We start from the raw sequence: 22870 nt of genomic DNA on the forward strand, positions 1-22870 counted from the left end.
TAGGGGTTGCGCTCGTTGCGGGACTTAACCCAACATCTCACAACACGAGCTGACGACAGCCATGCAGCACCTGTATCAGAGTTCCCGAAGGCACCAAACCATCTCTGGTAAGTTCTCTGTATGTCAAGTGTAGGTAAGGTTCTTCGCGTTGCATCGAATTAAACCACATGCTCCACCGCTTGTGCGGGCCCCCGTCAATTCATTTGAGTTTTAACCTTGCGGCCGTACTCCCCAGGCGGTCTACTTAATGCGTTAGCTTTGAAAAACAGAACCGAGGTTCCGAGCTTCTAGTAGACATCGTTTACGGCGTGGACTACCAGGGTATCTAATCCTGTTTGCTCCCCACGCTTTCGTACATGAGCGTCAGTGTTGACCCAGGTGGCTGCCTTCGCCATCGGTATTCCTTCAGATCTCTACGCATTTCACCGCTACACCTGAAATTCTACCACCCTCTATCACACTCTAGTTTGCCAGTTCGAAATGCAGTTCCCAGGTTGAGCCCGGGGCTTTCACATCTCGCTTAACAAACCGCCTGCGTACGCTTTACGCCCAGTAATTCCGATTAACGCTCGCACCCTCCGTATTACCGCGGCTGCTGGCACGGAGTTAGCCGGTGCTTCTTCTGTCAGTAACGTCACAACTAGCAGGTATTAACTACTAATCTTTCCTCCTGACTGAAAGTGCTTTACAACCCGAAGGCCTTCTTCACACACGCGGCATGGCTGCATCAGGCTTGCGCCCATTGTGCAATATTCCCCACTGCTGCCTCCCGTAGGAGTCTGGACCGTGTCTCAGTTCCAGTGTGGCTGATCATCCTCTCAAACCAGCTAGGGATCGCTGCCTTGGTGAGCCATTACCTCACCAACTAGCTAATCCCACTTGGGCCAATCTAAAGGCGAGAGCCGAAGCCCCCTTTGGTCCGTAGACATTATGCGGTATTAGCAGTCGTTTCCAACTGTTGTCCCCCACCTCAAGGCATGTTCCCAAGCATTACTCACCCGTCCGCCGCTCGTCAGCAAAGTAGCAAGCTACTTTCTGTTACCGCTCGACTTGCATGTGTTAGGCCTGCCGCCAGCGTTCAATCTGAGCCATGATCAAACTCTTCAATTAAAAAGTTTTATGTCTTTCGACAGCTCAATGAATTCTGAATTTATTTAATATCTTTCGATATTGAATTGACTGTGCTGAATAACTACCGAAGTAATTATTCTGTTGGTCACTCAGTTTCAATTGAGACTCTAATTTGTTTGCCTCGCTACCGAAGTAGGTTGGCTGTTAGAACTCAATCTGCACGAGTGCCCACACAGATGATTGCTTTATATTGTTAAAGAACGTTTTGAGTCGCTTTAGCGTCTCAAGGGATGGGAATAATACACCCTTTATTTTTCGAGTCAACACTTTGTTTTAAACTTTCTTTTCAGAAGATTAAAACAAAGTTTTATTTAACTCTCTGAGCCGCTGCTGCCTTGCTATGCGTCGGCGTTTCCCGTCTCAGTGGGGTCGCATTATAGGGAGATTCGATTCTTACGCAAGCGTTTTATTAAGTAAAATTAGATTTATTTTATACACAGATGAAGCTCACAACTAGATCACAAGTTACTCACAAAAGCCTGTTGATAACTGTGCTTTTTGCACTTTAAAACTAAACTCTTTTTGTTTGTTGTGGTAAGTTGCCAGCACTTTTTTAACTCATGTATTTAGGTAGTATCCATGACAGACATAATAAATAGTATAAGTGCCCTTTTGTGGGGTCAAGTTCTCGTCTACTTATTAATAGCAGCAGGCCTGTTTTTTACCGTTCGGTTAGGCTTCATTCAAATTGTCCAATTTCCACATATGTTTAAAGTAATGTTTGGTTCGCGTAAGTGCGGCGATAATGAGATATCGTCATTCCAAGCTTTTTGTACATCTTTAGCCGCCCGTGTTGGTACAGGTAATATGGCAGGTGTAGCTGTTGCTTTATATTTAGGTGGCCCAGGTGCAATTTTTTGGATGTGGCTTATTGCCTTAATAGGAATGGCAACTAGCTTCGCCGAAAGTACACTGGCACAAGCTTATAAAACAAAAGATGCTGAAGGCAATTTTAGAGGTGGCCCTGCTTATTATATGGAAGTAGGTTTAGGTAAGCGTTGGATGGGCGTTTTATTCTCGTTATGTTTAATTTTAGCTTTTGGCCTAGTATTTAATGCCGTACAGTCAAACTCTATTGCTGCAGCATTTGAAGTAGCGTTTGATGTACCAAAATATATTGTAGGAATAGTACTTGTTGTTGGTTCTGGTATTATTATCTTTGGTGGCTTAAAAACAATCTCTCGATTTGCAGAAATGGTTGTGCCTTTTATGGCATTAGCCTATTTATTAGTTGCAATATATGTATGTGCAATAAATTTTACTGCTTTACCAGATGTGTTGGTACTTATTATAAAAAGTGCTTTTGGACTTGAACAAGCAGGTGCAGGTGCTATTGGTTATGGTGTAACACAGGCGATGATCCAAGGGATCAAGCGTGGATTATTCTCGAACGAAGCTGGTATGGGTAGCGCTGCAAATGCTGCCGCAACTGCAACACCTTATCCACCTCATCCGGCATCACAAGGCTATGTACAAATGCTTGGTGTATTTATTGATACTATTGTTATTTGTACCGCGACCGCGTCGTTAATTTTACTATCTCAACAATTAGTACCTGAGTCTGGGGTGATGGGTATTGAACTTACGCAAGCAGCTTTACAAGAGCATGTTGGTAGCTGGGGTTCTTACTTTGTTGCTATCGCTATCTTGTTCTTTGCTTTTACTTCTATTGTTGCTAATTATTCATACGCTGAGACTAATTTAATGTTTTTAGAACATAACTCTAATAAAGGCATGTTTATTTTTAGATTGCTTGTATTAGCAATGGTGATGTTTGGTGCTATCGGTGAACTTGGCTTAATTTGGACATTAGCTGACATATCAATGGGGTTAATGGCCATTGTAAACGTAATAGCGCTGTTTATGCTTTCAGGTGTTGTTGTATGGTTATCGAAAGATTATAACGAGCAACGCAAGAAAGGTCTAATACCTACCTTTGATAAAAGTAAACACCCAAAACTCGATAAAGAGGTCGACCCCGAGGCCTGGAAATAAAAATCAAATAGCGAGCTACGGCTCGCTTTTTTAGCTCTATAGTTTATCTACATATTTTAAAAAGATTAATTACTACCTTTAATAAGAAAAGCTTATATTAATTTTTGAAACTATTTTATATTTAATAACGTATAGGAACATGTAAAAGTTATCTATAAAAAAGGAGATCCGATGGATGACATGACAAAAAAGTACAGTATCGATACCACTGATTATCAAGTTGGGCAAGATAATGTACAAAAATGGGGGTTTGATATCCATAACCCTGTATTTGGAATAAGCGCATTTCTAGTCGTTTTATTTGTAATACTTACCTTAGTTTTCGACCCTACCGTTACCCGTGATGCTCTAACCTCCACTAAAGACGCCATTATTAATCAATTCGATAGTTATTTTATGCTATTAGCCAATGCCTTTGTGATTTTTTGCGTTATTTTAGCATTCTCTCCTTTAGGTAAAATTCGTTTAGGGGGTGCTAAAGCTCGTCCAGAACATGGCTATATGTCGTGGCTTGCTATGCTTTTTGCAGCAGGAATGGGCATTGGCTTACTATTTTGGGGAGTTGCAGAGCCAACAGCCTATTATACAGGTTGGTATCATATGCCTATGGGGGTAGAGCCAAATTCAGCACAAGCACATTCATTAGCTTTAGGTGCAACTATGTACCACTGGGGTTTACATGGCTGGGCGATTTACGCAGTGGTTGGATTAAGCTTGGCTTTTTTTGCATTTAATAAAGGCTTGCCTTTATCTATACGCTCTGTTTTCTATCCCTTATTTGGTGATCGCGCATGGGGTTGGCTTGGACATATCATAGATATACTTGCGGTACTGTCTACCTTATTTGGGTTAGCTACATCACTAGGACTTGGCGCACAACAAGCGACCAGTGGAATAAATTACCTATTAGGCACTGATTACGGCACTGCTTTTCAAATAACTGTTATTGGATTAGTGACGTGTATTGCTATTTTTTCTGTTATAAGAGGTATTGAGGGCGGCGTAAAAGTACTAAGCAATGTTAATTTAATTTGTGCGTTTATTTTACTGTTAGCTGTTATCGCCCTTACATTTTCTGATTCAATTCCTGCTGTGTGGTTTACCCTTGGAGCTTACGTAGAACACTTTGTACCATTGAGTAATCCTTTTAATAGACCCGATGAAGATTGGATGCATTCTTGGACTGTATTTTATTGGGCGTGGTGGATCTCTTGGTCACCGTTTGTAGGTATGTTTATAGCTCGAGTTTCTAAAGGGCGCACTGTACGAGAATTCTTACTTGTTGTTATAGGCCTACCAACTCTACTTAGCTTGGTGTGGATGGGTGTATTTGGTAATATGGCAATAACACAAGTTATAGAGCAAGTTGGGCCACTTGGACAAAACGGCTTAACTGATATCTCAGTTACTTTATTTCAAGTATACGAACAGCTTCCGTTCTCTAGCTTTATCTCAATTATTTCTATTGCCTTAGTTTTAGTCTTCTTTATTACTTCATCTGATTCAGGTTCGCTTGTAATAGACGGTATAACTGCTGGCGGTAAAATAGATGCACCAGTGCCACAACGTATATTTTGGGCTACTGTTGAAGGTGTGATTGCAGCTGTATTACTTTGGGTTGGAGGCTCGCAAGCATTACAAGCGCTTCAATCAGGAGTGGTGACTACTGCCCTACCATTTTCAATAATACTTATTTTAATGTGTGTTGCGCTTATTCAAGGCTTACTAAGTGAATACCCTACTTACAAAGCTCAAAGTAAATTTCAATAACAGTTCATCTTGTATAAGCGGCCCTCGTGGGTCGCTTATACACCCACTTTAAAATTCATTTTTGACAGCCCGTGTACATCATCATGTTCATTGTTACCAACCCGCTATAATGCTTAATCATTTTGCAGGGCTAAACGTATCGCTATCTGCGTTAAAACACTCCTCATTTACGATTGCATGGATGCAGAAGGTAGAGCAATGCAGGAGTAATTGCCGAGAACAATTAAATAACGAATTTTTTGCCTAGCTATCAAGACGTTTTTCCACCCTCAAAATAGATCAATTAATTAAGCGAATTAGTATAAATGTACAATGATGAAACTTTAAATATTAAAGGTAAGTAGGTATAAAAATAAAATTAGAGAACTTGAATAAGGTGTTTTAAATTTAGGAAATCATTAATTTGAGGATTTTGGTAAAGATGGTGCCCGAGGCCGGACTTGAACCGGCACGACTTGTTAGTCGAGGGATTTTAAATCCCTTGTGTCTACCAATTCCACCACTCGGGCATCGAGTTTGCTAATTAAAGCGTGTGGAGTAAATTATATGGAGGCGGAACCCGGAGTCGAACCGAGGTAAACGGATTTGCAATCCGGTGCATGGCCACTCTGCCATTCCGCCTAAATGTATCCAAATAATTTGGAGCGGTACACGAGGCTCGAACTCGTGACCTCGACCTTGGCAAGGTCGCGCTCTACCAACTGAGCTAGTACCGCAAAATTCTGTTTTATCAACTTTAAATTATCTTGGTAAAATAATTTAAAGTGGTGCCCGAGGCCGGACTTGAACCGGCACGACTTGTTAGTCGAGGGATTTTAAATCCCTTGTGTCTACCAATTCCACCACTCGGGCATCGAGTTTGCTATTTAAAGCAAGTGGATAAAACTAATATGGAGCGGTACACGAGGCTCGAACTCGTGACCTCGACCTTGGCAAGGTCGCGCTCTACCAACTGAGCTAGTACCGCATCATATTAATTCTAATATTAACTGTTTTATAAATTGCACTTGGTAATGCAATTAAACCACAAAGTGGTGCCCGAGGCCGGACTTGAACCGGCACGACTTGTTAGTCGAGGGATTTTAAATCCCTTGTGTCTACCAATTCCACCACTCGGGCATCGAGTTTGCTAATTAAAGCGTGTGGAGTGTTGAAATGGAGGCGGAACCCGGAGTCGAACCGAGGTAGACGGATTTGCAATCCGGTGCATGGCCACTCTGCCATTCCGCCCCAGTACGGGGTATTAACCTTAAGATAAACTTGGAGCGGTACACGAGGCTCGAACTCGTGACCTCGACCTTGGCAAGGTCGCGCTCTACCAACTGAGCTAGTACCGCATTTAATTTATTAGTTTTTGAATTTCAACACGATGTTTTGAGTCAACATTCAGGCAACTAATTAATTACCGTTTCGTTTATCTAGGGGGCTATGCCCTCTCAACACGGACGCATTCTACAGAGATTATTAAACGCGTCAATACAAAAAATGCTAGTTTTGAACTGTTTGATTACTTTTTATCTAAAACGGTGCGTTATTAGACATTTAGAGCTAATTTTTAGTCAATTCACCCCATGCTGCACGTAAATATTGCATCATTGAACTTAAGGTTAAAAAGGTTGCTACATAAAGTAATGCAAAACTTAAATAGTTCATCCATGGTGCATATTGCCAAATCAAACCTATAATGGCTAACATTTGCGCAGCGGTTTTAATTTTACCCATATTTGATACAGCCACATTGCCGCGCTTGCCCTGTTCAGCCATCCACTCACGCAGAGCTGAAATAACAATTTCACGACATATAATAATTAATGCAGGTATTGTCATATACATAGACTGATAATGATCAGATAGTGCAACAAGTGCTGCACATACCATTACTTTATCTGCTACAGGGTCTAAAAAGGCACCAAAAGGCGTTGATTGCTCAAGCTTACGTGCTAAATAGCCATCAAGAATATCGGTAATCGATGCAAGCCAAAATATAAAAGCGGCAGCAAAAAAAGCCCAGCTATAAGGCAAGTAAAATATCACCAAAAAAATGGGGATAAGAAAAAGTCTAAAGGTTGTGAGTGTGTTTGGAATATTCCACATAACTACTTGGATATGTCTTTTTTTCTATATTCGCACGAAGGGCTAGCCCTTGTCATGCAAATGGTTAAATATCTTCTCAGCCATGTCAGGGCTGATCCCAGGAACTTTCTTTAACTGTTCTATATTAGCAGCTTTTACTCCCTGCATGCCCCCTAAATATTTTAATAATGTTTGGCGGCGTTTAGAACCTACTCCATTTATTTCTTCTAATAATGATTGAGTACGCTGTTTTTGGCGCTTATTACGATGCCCAGCAATTGCAAAACGGTGTGATTCATCGCGAATATGTTGAATTAAATGAAGCGCTGGCGCATCCGAATCCATAGGGATTGTTTTACGCCCGCCGTCAATTAATAAGGTTTCAAGGCCAGGCTTACGGCTGGTACCTTTAGCAACACCTACTAACAATGGCATTTTAGCATGAGGCCAATTTGCAAAATATTGTTCTGCTCGACCTAATTGCCCTTTACCACCGTCAATAAAAATAACATCAGGTATTTTTTCTTCGTCTACCACTTTGTTATAACGCTTGTTAAGTGCAAATTCCATCGCCGCATAATCATCGCCCCCGGTAATACCAGTTACGTTGTAGCGTCTGTACTCTTTGGTATTTGGCCCTTGGGAGTCAAAAACCACACAACTTGCAACCGTGTTTTCACCCATAGTATGGCTTATATCAAAACATTCCATTCTAGTGATATCGTCTAGACGTAAAGTCGCCTTTAACTGAGCATAACGTTTATTTATAGAGTCTTGAGTGCTTTGCTTAACAGTAATGCTATTTAATGCATTTTTATTCGCAAGTTGTAAGTACTGCGCCCGCTCTCCGCGAGTCACTACTTTAAGTGTTACTTTGCGCTCACTAATTTGAGTTAGGGCTTCACCTAGCACTTCACTTTCTTCAATTTGGAACGGTAAAATAATTTCTTTTGCTATACGCCCTGTTGCTCCGGGTGCTAAGTAGTATTGCCCTAAAAACGAAGTGAGAATTTCTTCTTGGCCAGAGTCTTTTGGTACTTTAGGGAAATAGGTTTTACTGCCGAGCACTTTATGGTCGCGGATCATTAATAAATGAATCCCGTTTAAACCATTTAAATGAGCAAAACCAACCACATCCATTTCAGCAAAATTGCCCGATATAGACTGCTGTTCCTGCATTTTACGCAATAACATAATTTGATCGCGAACCTTCGCCGCAAGTTCAAAGTTAAGTTGCGCGCTAGCGGTTTCCATTTTTTTTATTAAATCGGCAATAACTTCATGCGACTTACCCGTTAAAAACTTACGCACATAATCTACTTGCTCAGAATACTCATCCTCAGAGACTTTATTAACACATGGTGCAGAGCAGCGCTTTAACTGGTACTGCAAACACGGACGACTTCTTGCTCGATAATAAGCGTCTTCACATTGACGAACCGGAAATATTTTTTGCATTAAGCGCAAACTTTCAGATACTGCCCCGGCACTTGGGAAAGGCCCAAAGTATTCGCCTTTTACTTTACGACTTCCACGATGAAAAGCTAAACGTGGGTGTTTATGGCTCGTAAGTAAAATATAAGGGTATGACTTATCGTCACGCAATAAGATGTTATAGCGCGGCTGATATTTTTTAATGAGGTTGTTTTCAAGCAAAAGTGCTTCGGTTTCGGTATTTGTAAGCGTGACTTCAATATCACAGATATTGCTTACTAAAACCCGAGTTTTACTATCGGTTATGTTGCTACGAAAGTAACTCGTTACACGTTTTTTTAAATTTTTAGCTTTACCAACATAAATAACTTGCTGGTCGCTATCAAGCATACGATAAACACCGGGCTCGCTCGATAGCGATTTTAAAAAATGTACATGATCAAATTCAGACATATATAACTAGTGAGATACGTCTATATCAATCATTTTATGGCGAATCGCTAAATGCGTCAGCTCAACATCACCGCCTACATTTAGTTTTTCAAACATACGGTAACGATAGCTGTTAACCGTTTTAGAGCTTAAATTTAAACGCTCTGCTATATCTTGTGCTTTTTCACCTTTGGTGATCATTAGCATAATTTGCAGTTCACGTTCAGATAAACTCTGAAAAGGGTTTTCATCGGTGCGCCCTGTTACTTGAGCTAGCGCTATTTGCTGTGCAATTTCAGGGGCAATATAACGCTGGCCGGCATGAACTGATCGAATAGCACGTACCATTTCATCAGATCCTGCGCCTTTGGTTAAAAAACCATGTGCACCAATTTGCATAACTTTGCTCGGAAATGGGTCTTCACAATTAACCGTTAACACAATAATTTTTACGTCTGGGCAGTAACGACAAATTTTCTTAGTCGCTTCAAGTCCACCCATACCAGGCATATTCATATCCATTAATACTATGTTTGGCGCGTGCTGACGACAAAACTGTACGGCGGCTTCGCCATCTTTAGCCTCGCCAACCACTTTAAAACCACGTACGTCATCTAATATACGTTTTATACCAGTGCGTACCAGCTCATGGTCATCAACTAAAAGTACATTAATCAATGGAACATCCTCACTTACCTAACAACATGCGATTTAATAAAATTAATTCGTTACAGTACCATATATAAAGCGAAACAATAACTAGTATTATTGCCCCGCCTTAATAATTTAAGATGATGCTTTTTCGCTAAAACGGTCAACCCATAGCGCAATAATGCCATCACCGGTAACATTACACGCAGTACCAAAGCTATCTTGTGCTAAATAAAGCGCAATCATTAATGCTACAGCCCCTTCATTAAAGCCTAGCATGCTTGTTAATAAACCGAGTGCCGACATTACGGCTCCACCTGGTGCACCTGGCGCTGCAATCATTACTACACCTAACATCATAATAAATGGCAGCATTCCCATCAACGAAGGTACTTCCATATTTGGCGATAAAAACATAACAGCCATTGCACACGTTACAATCGTAATAGTTGAGCCAGATAAGTGAATGGTTGCACACAGTGGTACAGTAAAGTTCGCTACATCTTCTTTTACATTGTTTGCTTTACTTGATTGTAATGACACAGGAATAGTCGCTGCACTTGACATTGTACCGAGCGCTGTAAAATAAGCGGGTAGCATATTTTTAACTAGCTCTAGCGGATTACGTTTAAGTAATAAGCCCGTAGAAACATATAATACTGTTAGCCATAGCCAATGCATCACTAGCGCTGCAATAAGCACAACACCAAATGTTTGTAGCGTGTCGACCACGGTGCCTGCCACTGTCATTTCTGCAAACACACCTGCAATGTAAAATGGTAAAGCCGGAATAATAACTTTTGATAATAGGCCATCAATTACATCACGCCCCTGATCAGAAACTTTTTTAAGCGTTTCTAATTGCAGTTGGCTCATACCTATACCAAATACGAACGCAGTGACTAATGCAGTCATTACGCCCATTAGAGGTGGAATTTCTAAATCAATAAAACTGCCTATTTCAGTGGCTACTTCAGCCTCAAATGTAATACCGCCACTTAAAAGTGGAATAACTGCGCTAACCAGTAAAAATGCAAGCGTGCCGGCAATAATGGTAGAGCTATAAGCAAAGCCCACTGTTTTACCTAATAAATGGCCTGAGCCTTTTGGTAAGCCCGCAATACCAGACGCAATAAAAAACAAAATAATTAAAGGAATAGTAAAAGATATAAGTTGGCCAATTAATTCTTTAACGGTAAATAAAAGCTCAACACCTGTTAAAGGTACATACAGTCCGATTAAAATACCGGCCACAATACCGGCAATTAATTTTAATATTAAGTTCATTATGATTGCTTAGTTGAATTTAGATACGGTGTTTTTAACATGTTTTAGACTCATTGTGTGATAAAACTATTCAAGTTATATTCATGTGCGCAAATAACAAACAAATCTATATTAATTACAGATTATTTTGCGTATTTTTTAACTAAAGAAAACTTCTGCCCTTTAAATTTTAAATTAAGCCCGCACCTTTAATAACTAAAGCAACGCTAATGATTGATTTTTATTTCGGCTGGTTATAAGCCCAATAGATATATGTTATAGCCAAACTTTACTTTAGTTTTTTTAAACTCACAGTAAAGTGTATTTATATAGTTAGTAGCAAAGGCTATTAACACGTTGATCAGATTGTATCCAAAGGAACATTATGTCTACTATTTTTGAAGATAACTCACTAAGTATTGGTAATACGCCACTGGTAAAACTTAACCGTGTTACGGGTGGGAATGTATACGCTAAAGTTGAATCTCGTAACCCTAGCTTTAGTATTAAATGTCGTATTGGTGCATCAATGATTTGGGAAGCTGAAAAATCAGGTCAGCTTGTTGAAGGCAAAGAGCTTATTGAACCAACGTCGGGAAATACAGGCATTGCACTTGCATTTGTTGCTGCTGCACGTGGCTACAAACTGACGCTAACTATGCCAAACACGATGAGTTTAGAACGCCGTAAGCTATTAAAAGCATTAGGTGCAAACTTAGTACTTACCGATGGTGCTAAGGGGATGAACGGCGCAATTGAAAAAGCGAAAGAAATCCAAGCAACAGATCCTGAAAAGTTTATTTTATTACAACAGTTCGAAAATCCAGCTAACCCTAAAATTCACTTTGAAACTACAGGCCCAGAAATTTTTGATGCGCTTGATGGTAAAGTGGACTTTTTTGTAGCCGGTGTTGGTACTGGTGGCACAATTACAGGGGTTAGTCGCTACCTTAAAAACGAAAAAGGTCTAGACGTTAAATCGATAGCTGTTGAGCCAACCAGCTCGCCAGTAATTAGCCAGACACTGGCTGGTGAAGAAATTAAACCAGGCCCTCATAAAATTCAGGGCATTGGTGCTGGCTTCATCCCTGGCAACCTTGATTTAAGCGTTATCGATGGTGCAGAGCAAGTATCTAACGAAGATGCTATTGCAATGGCCCACGAGTTAATGAAAAAAGAAGGCATATTAGTAGGTATTTCATCAGGTGCGGCAGTAATTGCGGCTAAACGTATTGCTGAAAAACCAGAAAACGCTGACAAAAACATTGTGGTAATTCTACCAAGTGCAACTGAGCGTTACTTATCTAGCCCAATGTTTGCTGAAGAATTTAGCGAGCAAGAATTAGTACAGTAATTTCTCTCCTTGAGATACTAAAAAGGATGCTTATAGCATCCTTTTTTATTATTTATTATGTAATTTTCTATTAATTACCCGCCACCACTTTACATCTCCATTAATTAGCCACACACTTTAAAAAAACTAATTAATAATAATTAACATGAAAAAGATCTCGAGTTTACTAAGTTTAGTTGTGTGCCTATTTATTAGTGCATGTGGGGATGATGCAAAAACACTTGGCGATACCCCTGGCGATACAGCTACCGCTTACTTTGATGCCCTTTATAATCAACAAGACTTACAAAAAGCCAGTACTATGGCAACACCTAACCTTACCCGCATAATGAAGTCTTACGGAACAGCTAAGCAGTTTTCACGTAATTTAGTTAATATGCAATACGACGAAGTCGTTATTGAAGTTGATATGACCAACATGAGCGTACGTGAGCAATACGGCGATAACGCTAAAATAAACCTGATTTTTACGGGTTATTTTAATGGCGATAAAATTGACGATTTTAGAAGCGTTAAAATGCTCCGAAAAAAGGGTAAGTGGTATATAGATAAAATAGTGGCCGACCCTTACGCTCGATAAACGCAGCTGTTAATACTCAATTACAAAAAGGCCTCAGTTACGAGGCCTTTTGCATTTTAACTAAACGTGAACCTGACTAAAGTTCACCGGGTTGAAAGTTATCAACCGCAATCGCTTGTTTTCTTAGCTTATTTGTATGGTGCATTGCATCTGCATCAGCTTGCTCTATAAAGCCCTGCTCCAACGAATAACTAATTGCGCCTTCTATATCAAGCGTGGCAGGTACCTTACCTTTTCGTTGCCATTGTTTTAAGTCTTTAAACTGCGCTTGCATATCATGCATAGCTAAAAATGCATTCTCCATTACACCGGTACCGGCATTTTCATCCACATAACATAAATGTGTTAAGCGGTTTCTAAATACACCTGGCTGGGTCATGTGCTCGCAAATACTTTGTGCTGTTTCATCACTTGGTTTGTGATAGTGATTACCAAGCGGGAATACTATGCGTTTAAGTAAAAAGTTAACCACAGGATTTGAAAAGTTTTTGAAAAAGCCATCAAACGCTTGGCCAATTTCATACAATGAGTTTTCAATTGCGTATTTAACAAACGGTAAATCAGCTTGTTGACGCCCTTCATCTTCAAAGCGCTTTAACACTGTGGAAGCTAAATATAAATGACTTAGTACATCACCTAAGCGCGCCGAAATCATTTCTTTTCGTTTAAGCTCACCACCCAGTACTAACATGGCAACATCGGTGGTAAAGGCAAGACCACGGCTCATTCGGCTTAATTGCTTGTAGTAAACAGCGGTAGCACCGCATACAGGCGCTTTGGCAAAACAGCTACGTGTTAAACCATGTACAAATGCCATACCCGCGTTACTTGCAGCAAAAAGTATGTGGTTCATTAATAAACCATCAAATTGATCAAGTGCTGCGTCGTCATCTTCCATTGCCGCAGCTTCCATTTCTTTTAACACAAACGGATGACAGCGCGTAGCGCCTTGGCCAAATATCATTAAATTACGCGTTAAAATATTAGCGCCTTCAACCGTAATTGATACCGGAATACCCATATAGCCATGGGCTAAATAGTTATTAGGTCCCACTTGAATACCTTTGCCTGAATGAATATCCATAGCATCGTTCATCACAGTTCGACCCATTTCGGTCATATGATATTTAGCAATAGCCGTAACAACCGACGGGCTTAGTTTTAAGTCTATCGCGCCTGCAGTCATCAACCTACACGACTCAAGTGCATACGTTAAACCACCAATACGTGCTAATGCCTCTTGCACACCTTCAAATTGACTAATAGATACACCAAACTGCTGGCGCACCATTGCATAGGCTGAGGTCATTTTAGACGCTAAATGTCCTGTTGCTGTACTCAGTGCTGGCAGCGAAATACCACGCCCGGCACTTAAACATTCAACCAGCATACGCCAGCCACGCCCTGCCCCTTGCTCACCACCAATAATCCAATCTAGTGGAATAAATACGTCTTTACCGTAAGTCGTCCCGTTCATAAACGCCATATTCAACGGGTAATGACGCTCGCCTGTTTCTACGCCTTGATGATCGGTAGGAATAAGTGCACAGGTGATACCGAGTTCTTTCTCATCACCAAGTAGTCCATCAGGGTCGTACATTTTAAATGCAAGGCCAAGCACTGTTGCCACTGGCGCAAGCGTAATATAGCGCTTAGACCAATTTAAACGCAGGCCTATAACTTCTTCACCATTATGCAGCCCTTTACATACAACGCCAGAGTCAGGAATGCTGCCCGCATCAGAGCCCGCTTCTGGGCCGGTAAGAGCAAAACACGGTACGTCTTCACCACTTGCAAGCGTTGGTAGCCAACGATCTTGCTGCTCTTTTGTACCATAATGCAGTAATAATTCACCTGGGCCTAAGCTATTAGGCACCATAACCGTTACCGCCGCAGTTAAACTTTTGGTCGCAATTTTTGACACTATGGTAGAATTTGCAATAGCTGAGAACTCTCGTCCGCCAAATTTTTCAGGAATGATCAGCGCAAAAAAGCCTTCTGTTTTTAAGTAATCCCATACTTCTTTTGGTAGGTCTTTGTCTTTTTGCACTATTTGGTAATCATCAAGCATCGCTAATAGCGTTTCTACTTGGCTATCCATAAAGGCATTTTCTTTATCACTCAGCTCAGGTTTAGGAAAACGATGTAGTTTTTGCCAGTCAGGGTTACCGCTAAAAAGCTCACCGTCCCACCAAACATCACCCGCTTCCATTGCTTCTCTCTCTGTTTGCGAAAGCGGTGGAAGTACCTTTTTAAACATTTTAAACGTAGGACGACTGATCAGGTTTAGGCGAATATCTTTAACTGCAAAAATAACCACCACAACAACCAGCAATATTATAAATACTGACATGCGCACATTCCTTACACATTGAATGAAAATAGTAACTTAATTATGACCCATCTTAATTTAAATACAATCATTGCACGACGAGCAGTTTAGCTTAACGTATTCATTTCATTGTTTTAAACATCGCTGCTATTATCAACGTCTTAATAACAATAAATTAAAGGAATACCATGAACACACCACGCTTTAAACTCAGCATGAGCGCGCTTGTGGTTGCCAGCACACTTGCTTTATCTGCTTGCGATGCACAGGTAACACTAGACACCAGCGATTCATCACAAGCTACCAAAACAGTAACCGCAAAAGATGCAAACGCATTTATAACAAAAACAGAGCAAGAGTTAAGTGCGCTTTATTTAGAATCGAGCCGTGCAGAGTGGATTTACGCAAACTTTATTACTCATGATACCTCAGCACTTTCTGCTGAAGTTAATCGTAAAATGACTGAAACCGTTGTGCGCTTAGCCAATCAAGCCGCGCAGTTTGATGAGCTCGAACTTGATTATGACGCACGCCGCAAACTTAATAAGCTTAAACTAGCGCTTACCCTACCAGCCCCGCAAAACGCCGAAAAAACAGCTCAGCTTTCAACTATTGTGGCAGAGCTTGGGGGGTTATACGGTAAAGGCAAATATTGTAAAGACGATGGCAGCTGCTTAAGCCTTGGCGACATGACGGCAAAAATGGCCACCAGCCGAGATTACAACGAGCTACTTGATTTATGGCAAGGTTGGCGACAAATATCAAAACCAATGCGCCCGCTTTACGAGCAACAAGTTGCACTTACCAACGAGGGTGCCAAAGAGCTTGGTTATGCTAATACAGGCGCAATGTGGCGAAGTAAGTACGATATGCCAGCCGATGACTTTACCAAAGAGCTTGACCGTATATGGGGGCAAGTAAAACCACTATACAACTCTCTTCACTGCCATGTTCGTGCTAAATTAGGTGAAAAATACGGCACCGATAAAGTAGTCCAAGATGAGCCTATTCCTGCGCACTTGCTAGGAAATATGTGGGCGCAAGCGTGGGGTAACATTTACGATGTAGTCGCACCAGAAAATGCTGATCCAGGTTACGATGTTACTGAGCTATTAGCTAAAAATAATTACGACGAACTTAAAATGGTAAAAGGGGCTGAAACCTTTTTTACCTCAATGGGATTTGAGCCACTACCAGAGACCTTTTACGAGCGTTCGTTGTTTATAAAACCAAAAGACAGAGATGTGCAGTGTCATGCATCTGCTTGGAATATAGATAGCAAAGACGACTTACGTATTAAAATGTGTATTCAACGCACGGGCGAAGAGTTCTCTGTTATTCACCATGAGCTAGGCCACAATTTTTATCAGCGCGCTTACAACAAACAGCCTTTATTTTATCAAGAAAGTGCAAACGATGGTTTTCATGAAGCCATTGGCGACACAATTGCCCTTTCGGTTACACCAGGCTACTTAAAAGAAATTGGCTTATTAGAGCAAGTACCTGATGAATCTAAAGACATTGGCCTATTAATGAAAATGGCGCTTGATAAAGTGGCTTTTGTGCCATTTAGCTTAATGGTTGATCAATGGCGTTGGCAGGTATTTTCAGGGCAAGTAAAGCCGCAAGATTACAATAAAGCATGGTGGGAACTTCGCGAAAAATACCAAGGTGTGCAAGCGCCTATTGCTCGTAGCGAAGACGACTTTGATCCGGGTGCTAAGTACCACGTCCCGGGTAATACACCTTATACACGTTACTTTTTAGCGCATATTTTACAATTTGAATTTCATCGTAGCTTATGTGAAATTGCCGGTAACGATAAAGCGATTCATCGTTGCTCTGTTTATAACTCAAAAGAAGCAGGGGATAAGCTAAACACAATGCTTGAAATGGGTTCGTCTCGCCCATGGCAAGAAGCACTTGAAGCTGTAACAGGCAAACCGCAAATGGACGCTACAGCCATGCTCGATTACTTTGCACCACTGCAACGCTATTTAGATGAGCAAAATAAAGGCCGCAACTGCGGCTGGTAATAATTTACAGTTAAAAACTCAAACGTTTAGATACAACAAAGCCCGCTCAAATGAGCGGGCTTTTTATTCAAATTCTAATTTTTAGTTAAATTAGAACTGTAAGCTTAGATTTGCGAAGTAAGCATCGTAATCAGAATCATCCCAGTTATTGCCGTAACCTGCTTCTAAACCAACATTATTATTGAAGAAGTGTTGAGCACCAAGAGTGTAGTCATCATTTTTATTAACTGAAACAAACACCGATGTTTCTTTGCTGAAATAGTAGTTAGATGCTAATTCCCAGTTACTTGAACCGCCATCAACATCTTCAAATTTACCTTCAACAGTTAAGTAGTTACCTTGCTGTAAATCAACAAAGTACTTAGCTGCTACTGCACGGTAATCAAACTCATCATCTGCTGTTACTGTAAAGCCGATATAATCAGTGCTGTTTAATTCGTGGTTATATGCTAGGTCAAACACAAACTGATTGTCAGCATCTTCAACATCTACAAACGTTGCTTTTAATACAAGGTTTGGATTAAAGAAGTAACCAGCTGAAAGTTCAATTACATCCGTGCTTGAGCCAAAATCACTATCGAAGTTATTGTACTGTGCACCTAGTACAAAATCTTCTACAAAATACTCACCGCCAATGCTAGTAACATCTAAAAAATCATTATCACTGTATGCACCATAAACATTTGTTTGCTTATTGATGTACTCAAATTGATCATAAGGACCTAACGTCGCTTTTGGAGAAAAATAATAAGTTGAGTCAACACTTATAGTGTCATCACCATCTACATCCACGTATCCTACATGGCTTATTGATTGGTAAGTATCTGCGGCAATTGCAGTGGTTGCAGCGCTTGATAATAAAATGCTCGAAATGATAACGGCTAATTTTTTCATTTTAAATTCCCTATAAATATTACTTTTTATGCCTCAGCTGTCTAGCCAAAGTCGGGGCGCATCCTAACAGTAAAAAATGAACAAAAACTGAATTGAAGAACAAATTAAAAGCAAAAACAACCACTTGAATTGTTAATTACTACGCATAAATGTAAACAATAAGAAAACTTTAAATCTACAGAATAATAATATGCCATTATATAAACTTAAAAAGTAACAAATAAGGTACAAACTGTCGTTAAATTGATACAACTAAACTATTCGATAAACCTCACCAATGTGGTTTACTACAATTATATTTTTCTCATTTTTCAGAAATTTTTTACTTTTTAATTTTAAGAAAGCTACTTAGATGAGCAGAACAAAGACCGTAACTGCGGCTGCTAAAACATTTATCACGGTTAATCTGAGTTGAAAACAACAAAGCCCGCTAATTAAGCGGGCTTTTTAATACTCTTGTTTTAACTAAATCAGGGATTTAATTAAAACTGAAAACGCATGTTAGCAAAGTATGCATCGTTATCAGAGTCATCTGCATTGTTCTCGTAACCTACTTTAAGACCAATGTTTTTATTAATGAAGTGCTGAGCACCAAAGCTGTATGTATCTTGCTTGTTGTAGTTAGCAAATACAGACGTTGCTTTTGAGAAGTAGTAGTTAGTTTCTGCTACCCATTGGTTTTCCGCATCTTCAATGCTTTCGTATTTACCTTCAAACGTTAAGTAATTACCTTGTTGTAAATCAATGAAATATTTAGCTGCAACAGCGCGGTAATCAAAATCGTCATCTGATGTAAGTGTTACACCTACGTAATCGGTACCATTTAACATGTAGTTGTATGCTAAATCAAATAAAGCAAAGTCATCGCCGTCTTTGTTTTCAACAAGTGTTACTTTTGCAAGTAAGTCAGGGTTGAAAAAGTAACCACCGGTTAGTTTGTAAAGTTCACCGTTAGAGCCTGAATCTGGGTCAACGTTTTCATATGAAGCACCCACTAAAAATTCATTAATAAAGTATTCGCCGCCGACGTTAGTTACATCTGCAAAGTCGTCATCAGCGTAGCTGCCGTATACGTTAGTTTGCTTATTGATGTACTCAAACTGATCGTACGGGCCTAATGTTTTTTTAGGAGATAAGTAATAAATAGAGTCTACAGCAACGGTATCGTTGTTATCGCTATCTTTGTAGCTTAAGTTACTGATTGAGTTATAGCTGTCTGCAGCAGCCGCAGTGCTAGATAATAAAATGCTTGAAATAATAACTGCTAATTTTTTCATTGTAAGACTTCCCTTTGTACATTGCTTTTTATGCTTTAGCTCATTGACTAAAGTGTGCACATGCTAACGCCGGGAAACTGAATGAAAACTTAATTAACTAGTTGTATTTATTAAGTTAATTGTAAGGAGGTGTAAGAAACTGTAATATTAAAGTAGTTGCAACATCTAATCAACAACTACTTAAACAATGTACGAAACGTTAAAGTGCGTGTTGACTAATTACTCGGTACACTTCGTTAATATTATCGCCCGACTTAAACTCTTTACTGATGGGTGTAGGGTCTGAACCAATCCAAATTTTAAGCTCAGCGTCTAAATCAAAGTGCCCTGCACTTTCTTTACTAAACTTGGTAATTTTAGAGTAAGCAATACTCACCATTTCCATTTTTGAGCCCGTCATACCTTGCTTATCAACCAAAATTAAACGCTTGTTTGTAAAAATAAACAAGTCACGAATCACTTTATACGCTTTTTCTACTTGCTCGCCATCTATAAGCGTATTGGCAAGCACTTTTTCAAGATCTGAGTCATCTATTTCGCTTGCATTACCCATTAAACCGCTTAGTAATCCCATTATGCTTTCTCCTGTTTAAATATTTGATTTTCTAATGTATGACCGTTTACTAATTGCCTATATTGCCAGTTTTGTTGATGGCAAAAGTTTAACAAAGCAATATCCAGCGGCTCATTTGCTGGCTGATATTCAACGACATATTCTTTGTGTTGGCTCATATAAACACGGCTCACACCTGCTAACGATTGTAGTTGTTGCTCTACATTTTGATAAGTCTCGTTAAGCATTAATGTATAAAAGTGTTTATCGGTATTATTCTCTTTAGTTTGATGCTCGCTCAGTATACCTTTATCTAAATGCAGCACTTGCGAGCATAAACGCTCAAGTTCGGTTAAATCGTGCGAGCTTAAAATAAATGTAGCCTCGCTACTTAAGCTAGATACCAGCTCTCGCACTTCTCTGGCATGAATAGGATCAAGCCCCGCAGTGGCTTCATCTAGCATTACAATTTGCGGAGAGCCAATAAGCGCTTGCGCTATAGTTACGCGCTTTCGCATACCATGAGATAAATCGCCCGCACGCTGTTTTGCTACTTCTTTTAAGCCCACTAAATCAAGTACACGCAGTGCCTCGGTATGGCTTTGCTTGGTGCCCATACCTTGCAACTTACCGTAAAAAGCCAGTTGCTTATCTATATTAAAACGCGGGTCTAACTGCGCATCTTGCGGTAATGCACTGACTTTATTAAAAAGTGCAGCGCTACCAGGCTTATACCCTAAAATAGAAAGCTCACCTTGGCTTGGGTTTATATACCCGCATAGCAAACTAAATAGTGTGGTTTTACCGGCACCATTGGGGCCCACTAACGCAACTGGCGCACCTTTATTAATTTCAAAGTTCACATTATTAAGTGCTTGCTTTGCACCATACGATTTACTTAAGCCGCTGGCTTTTATTAATACGCTCATAGCGAACTCCTTGTGAATATTCTATGTGCAATAGCAATAAACACCGCACTTTGTATAAGTGGTACACCTAATGCGCTTAATAAAGGTAAGTTTTGTCCTGCTAATAGCTCAGAGTTAACACCAGGGAATATATAATCAAGTGCATTTAAAGCCGGTACCTGCCATGCCAGTATTCCTACAATAATGCCGCCACCAGCAAAATATAAAATAGCCAATACAATGGCTAAACGTGATGAGCGAGCAAAGGTATTTATTAAACACATTAGTGCCACAAATGGGCTAAGCACTACTACCATTACAATAAAAATAGAAAGTGCGCGCGTAAAGCCGCCCATTAACAAGCTGGGATCTCTGAAGCCAAGTACACCCATTGTGGCAACAAGAGTTATGGCTAATAAACACGCCAGTACAGCAAGTTGTCCTAAAAAGCGGCCAAACAAAATTTCAAAGCGCGTAGCGCGCAGCGATATAAACCTCAGCGTTCCTCGCTCTCTGTCGCCAACAGTTTGATCACTGGAAATAAAAATAGCAAATAGCGGAAAACTATACAGCGCCACGAGCCAGTACATGGCAAATTCAGATTCAGGCCAATCAAGTAGCTTACTTAAGCCAATTGTACCTGAAATATCACGCACCATTTGTTCAAAATTAGGCGCACTAATAATGCTAACTGCTTGTCCTATTGGGTAGCGCAATATTAATAACCAAACCAGCGCAAAAGCGGCCATAGCAATTAAGCCGCGCTTAGTTAAAAACATACGAACAAGCTCAAAGCCCGCAATTTGCGTTAATCGTCCTATGTTTATTATTGATGATGTTGCCATTGGCTATCCTTAATGACGTTTTATTTTCAAAGTATTGTTCAACACTAAGTGTAAACACCTTGAATTACCAGCAAAAAAAAGCCCACCTAAGGCGAGCTTTGTAACAAACCATTTAAATGTAACAGGCCAAACATCGTTTATTTTGGTTAAATTTTATAAATGCTTTTTGTATACCTCAAGCGCTTGGCTTAAGTCGCTAATTAAATCATCAACGTCTTCAAGGCCAATGTGCAAGCGTATAACAGGGCCTAAATCCCAGCCGGTTTTTGAGCGAAGTCCTTTCATGGTTAAATTAGCCGTTACTAAACTTTCAAAACCGCCCCACGAAAAGCCCATTTTAATGTGCTCAAGGCTATCTAAAAATGCATCAATTGCTTTTTGATTGCCGGTTTTCATTACAAATGAAAACAAGCCGTTGCTGCCATCAAAGTCGCGTTTAAAAAACTCATGCCCTGGGCAGGTTTCAAATGCAGGGTGGCGAATGTGATCAACAAGCTCATGTTGCTCAAGCCATTTGGCAACCTCTATGGCTGCTTTTTCATGTTGATTTAAACGCACGCCCATTGTACGCAAGCCTCTAAGGGCTAAATATGCATCATCGGCGCTGGTACACTGGCCTAGTAAATAAGAGTGTTCTCGAAGGGTCGGCCAGTATTTTTTATTGGCAACCGCCACACCCATCATTACATCTGAGTGGCCTACAATATATTTTGTTGCCGCTTGTATACTAATATCTACCCCATGCTCTAATGGGCGGTAGTGCAATCCATTACCGTAGGTGTTATCAAGCATGGTCATAATATTATGCTCGTTTGCTACCTTTACCATGGCTGGTACATCTTGTATTTCCATGGTTATAGAGCCCGGAGATTCTAAAAACAATACCTTAGTATTTGACTGTATATACTCTTTAATACCCGCACCAATAGTTGGTGGGTAGTAAGTGGTTGTTACCCCAAGGCCTGCTAAAATTTTATCGCAAAAATCGCGCGTTGGCTCATACACGTTATCAACCATTAAGATATGATCGCCCGCTTTAACAAACGACAGCAACGCTTGGCTAATCGCCGCTGCACCGCATGGGTATAACGCGCAGCCTTCGCCGCCCTCAAGCTCAGTAATGGCTTCTTGCAGGGCAAAATGCGTACTTGTGCCACGGCGACCATAAAATAAAGTTTTATCACCACGCGTTTTAGCGGCTTCTTTTAAATCGGCCACGCTATCAAATACAATGGTAGAAGCACGTTGCACTACCGGGTTTACTACGCCATGGGTATAGGCTTTTTTGCGCCCTGATGACACTAATTGAGTGTTTTTATTTTTGCTCGACATTATCAAT

16 protein-coding genes, 8 tRNA genes and 1 rRNA gene are annotated in these 22870 nt (G+C 40.3%); 5 read left to right on the forward strand and 20 right to left on the reverse strand.

Annotated elements, in window-relative coordinates; all coding sequences use genetic code 11:
* Positions 1-1110: ribosomal RNA gene (locus ATS74_RS07275) — 16S ribosomal RNA — on the reverse strand; the annotation flags it as partial.
* 600 nt (positions 1111-1710) lie between these two features.
* On the opposite strand from ATS74_RS07275, the gene ATS74_RS07280 reads away from it, so the two are divergent.
* Both ATS74_RS07280 and ATS74_RS07285 read left to right on the forward strand, forming a co-directional pair.
* Positions 1711-3126, forward strand: coding sequence for an alanine/glycine:cation symporter family protein (locus tag ATS74_RS07280; protein ID WP_058548267.1), 1416 nt, complete (start codon positions 1711-1713; stop codon positions 3124-3126).
* Positions 3127-3297: 171 nt separating this feature from the next.
* A complete protein-coding gene (locus ATS74_RS07285; protein WP_058548268.1) occupies positions 3298-4896 on the forward strand; it encodes a BCCT family transporter in 1599 nt (532 codons plus the stop codon).
* A 422-nt stretch (positions 4897-5318) separates the two neighbouring features.
* Here the strand turns inward: ATS74_RS07285 and ATS74_RS07290 are convergent.
* The 12 genes from ATS74_RS07290 to ATS74_RS07345 form a co-directional block, all read right to left on the reverse strand.
* Positions 5319-5405 (reverse strand) — tRNA-Leu (locus ATS74_RS07290).
* Positions 5406-5443: 38 nt separating this feature from the next.
* A tRNA-Cys gene (locus ATS74_RS07295) sits at positions 5444-5517 on the reverse strand.
* A gap of 19 nt (positions 5518-5536) precedes the next feature.
* Positions 5537-5612, reverse strand: a tRNA-Gly gene (locus ATS74_RS07300).
* 49 nt (positions 5613-5661) lie between these two features.
* Positions 5662-5748, reverse strand: a tRNA-Leu gene (locus ATS74_RS07305).
* 39 nt (positions 5749-5787) lie between these two features.
* A tRNA-Gly gene (locus tag ATS74_RS07310) sits at positions 5788-5863 on the reverse strand.
* Between the two features lie 65 nt (positions 5864-5928).
* Positions 5929-6015: transfer RNA gene (locus ATS74_RS07315), tRNA-Leu, on the reverse strand.
* Positions 6016-6052: 37 nt separating this feature from the next.
* Positions 6053-6126 (reverse strand) — tRNA-Cys (locus ATS74_RS07320).
* Between the two features lie 31 nt (positions 6127-6157).
* Positions 6158-6233, reverse strand: a tRNA-Gly gene (locus ATS74_RS07325).
* A gap of 211 nt (positions 6234-6444) precedes the next feature.
* A complete protein-coding gene (gene pgsA / locus ATS74_RS07330; RefSeq protein ID WP_058548269.1) occupies positions 6445-6990 on the reverse strand; it encodes a CDP-diacylglycerol--glycerol-3-phosphate 3-phosphatidyltransferase in 546 nt (181 codons plus the stop codon).
* A gap of 42 nt (positions 6991-7032) precedes the next feature.
* Positions 7033-8856, reverse strand: a complete 1824-nt coding sequence (gene uvrC / locus ATS74_RS07335; protein ID WP_058548270.1) for an excinuclease ABC subunit UvrC — start codon at positions 8854-8856, stop codon at positions 7033-7035.
* 6 nt (positions 8857-8862) lie between these two features.
* A complete protein-coding gene (gene uvrY, locus ATS74_RS07340; protein ID WP_004589511.1) occupies positions 8863-9513 on the reverse strand; it encodes a UvrY/SirA/GacA family response regulator transcription factor in 651 nt (216 codons plus the stop codon).
* Positions 9514-9621: 108 nt separating this feature from the next.
* Entirely contained in the window at positions 9622-10773 is a 1152-nt protein-coding gene (locus ATS74_RS07345; RefSeq protein ID WP_058548271.1) for a dicarboxylate/amino acid:cation symporter, read from the reverse strand.
* A gap of 364 nt (positions 10774-11137) precedes the next feature.
* Between ATS74_RS07345 and cysK the strand changes: the two genes are divergently transcribed.
* Positions 11138-12106, forward strand: a complete 969-nt coding sequence (gene cysK, locus ATS74_RS07350; protein WP_058548272.1) for a cysteine synthase A — start codon at positions 11138-11140, stop codon at positions 12104-12106.
* Positions 12107-12251: 145 nt separating this feature from the next.
* Positions 12252-12686 (forward strand): hypothetical protein, encoded by a 435-nt coding sequence (locus tag ATS74_RS07355; RefSeq protein WP_058548273.1) that lies wholly within the window; start codon positions 12252-12254, stop codon positions 12684-12686.
* 76 nt (positions 12687-12762) lie between these two features.
* Here the strand turns inward: ATS74_RS07355 and ATS74_RS07360 are convergent, their stop codons facing one another.
* Positions 12763-15039 (reverse strand): acyl-CoA dehydrogenase, encoded by a 2277-nt coding sequence (locus ATS74_RS07360; RefSeq protein ID WP_058548274.1) that lies wholly within the window; start codon positions 15037-15039, stop codon positions 12763-12765.
* A gap of 167 nt (positions 15040-15206) precedes the next feature.
* On the opposite strand from ATS74_RS07360, the gene ATS74_RS07365 reads away from it, so the two are divergent.
* A complete protein-coding gene (locus ATS74_RS07365) occupies positions 15207-17054 on the forward strand; it encodes a M2 family metallopeptidase (protein WP_058548275.1) in 1848 nt (615 codons plus the stop codon).
* Between the two features lie 90 nt (positions 17055-17144).
* On the opposite strand, the gene ATS74_RS07370 is transcribed toward ATS74_RS07365, so the two are convergent.
* The 6 genes from ATS74_RS07370 to ATS74_RS07395 all read right to left on the reverse strand — a co-directional run bounded on the left by ATS74_RS07370 (position 17145) and on the right by ATS74_RS07395 (position 22863).
* Positions 17145-17948, reverse strand: coding sequence for a putative porin (locus ATS74_RS07370; protein WP_058548276.1), 804 nt, complete (start codon positions 17946-17948; stop codon positions 17145-17147).
* Between the two features lie 482 nt (positions 17949-18430).
* Positions 18431-19225, reverse strand: coding sequence for a putative porin (locus tag ATS74_RS07375; RefSeq protein ID WP_058548277.1), 795 nt, complete (start codon positions 19223-19225; stop codon positions 18431-18433).
* 199 nt (positions 19226-19424) lie between these two features.
* Positions 19425-19799 (reverse strand): PH domain-containing protein, encoded by a 375-nt coding sequence (locus ATS74_RS07380; RefSeq protein ID WP_058548278.1) that lies wholly within the window; start codon positions 19797-19799, stop codon positions 19425-19427.
* Positions 19799-20707, reverse strand: a complete 909-nt coding sequence (locus tag ATS74_RS07385; protein WP_058548279.1) for an ABC transporter ATP-binding protein — start codon at positions 20705-20707, stop codon at positions 19799-19801. Before ATS74_RS07385 ends, ATS74_RS07380 begins: the two co-directional genes overlap by 1 nt.
* On the reverse strand, positions 20704-21531 hold the full coding sequence (locus tag ATS74_RS07390) for an ABC transporter permease (RefSeq protein ID WP_058548280.1): 828 nt from the start codon (positions 21529-21531) through the stop codon (positions 20704-20706). Before ATS74_RS07390 ends, ATS74_RS07385 begins: the two co-directional genes overlap by 4 nt.
* Positions 21532-21684: 153 nt before the next feature.
* Positions 21685-22863, reverse strand: a complete 1179-nt coding sequence (locus tag ATS74_RS07395; RefSeq protein ID WP_058548281.1) for a cystathionine beta-lyase — start codon at positions 22861-22863, stop codon at positions 21685-21687.
* Positions 22864-22870: the final 7 nt, after the last annotated feature.

The organism is Pseudoalteromonas sp. H103 (assembly GCF_001469205.1).
Classification (GTDB): Bacteria; Pseudomonadota; Gammaproteobacteria; order Enterobacterales; family Alteromonadaceae; genus Pseudoalteromonas; species Pseudoalteromonas carrageenovora.

Bases quoted from the DNA above. Each gene is read 5' to 3' on its own strand.
- ATS74_RS07280 (WP_058548267.1), top strand. From the start codon at position 1,711: ATGACAGACATAATAAATAGTATAAGTGCCCTTTTGTGGGGTCAAGTT.
- ATS74_RS07285 (WP_058548268.1), top strand. From the start codon at position 3,298: ATGGATGACATGACAAAAAAGTACAGTATCGATACCACTGATTATCAA.
- pgsA (WP_058548269.1), bottom strand. From the start codon at position 6,990: ATGTGGAATATTCCAAACACACTCACAACCTTTAGACTTTTTCTTATC.
- uvrC (WP_058548270.1), bottom strand. From the start codon at position 8,856: ATGTCTGAATTTGATCATGTACATTTTTTAAAATCGCTATCGAGCGAG.
- ATS74_RS07345 (WP_058548271.1), bottom strand. From the start codon at position 10,773: ATGAACTTAATATTAAAATTAATTGCCGGTATTGTGGCCGGTATTTTA.
- cysK (WP_058548272.1), top strand. From the start codon at position 11,138: ATGTCTACTATTTTTGAAGATAACTCACTAAGTATTGGTAATACGCCA.
- ATS74_RS07355 (WP_058548273.1), top strand. From the start codon at position 12,252: ATGAAAAAGATCTCGAGTTTACTAAGTTTAGTTGTGTGCCTATTTATT.
- ATS74_RS07360 (WP_058548274.1), bottom strand. From the start codon at position 15,039: ATGTCAGTATTTATAATATTGCTGGTTGTTGTGGTGGTTATTTTTGCA.
- ATS74_RS07365 (WP_058548275.1), top strand. From the start codon at position 15,207: ATGAACACACCACGCTTTAAACTCAGCATGAGCGCGCTTGTGGTTGCC.
- ATS74_RS07370 (WP_058548276.1), bottom strand. From the start codon at position 17,948: ATGAAAAAATTAGCCGTTATCATTTCGAGCATTTTATTATCAAGCGCT.
- ATS74_RS07375 (WP_058548277.1), bottom strand. From the start codon at position 19,225: ATGAAAAAATTAGCAGTTATTATTTCAAGCATTTTATTATCTAGCACT.
- ATS74_RS07380 (WP_058548278.1), bottom strand. From the start codon at position 19,799: ATGGGATTACTAAGCGGTTTAATGGGTAATGCAAGCGAAATAGATGAC.
- ATS74_RS07385 (WP_058548279.1), bottom strand. From the start codon at position 20,707: ATGAGCGTATTAATAAAAGCCAGCGGCTTAAGTAAATCGTATGGTGCA.
- ATS74_RS07390 (WP_058548280.1), bottom strand. From the start codon at position 21,531: ATGGCAACATCATCAATAATAAACATAGGACGATTAACGCAAATTGCG.
- ATS74_RS07395 (WP_058548281.1), bottom strand. From the start codon at position 22,863: ATGTCGAGCAAAAATAAAAACACTCAATTAGTGTCATCAGGGCGCAAA.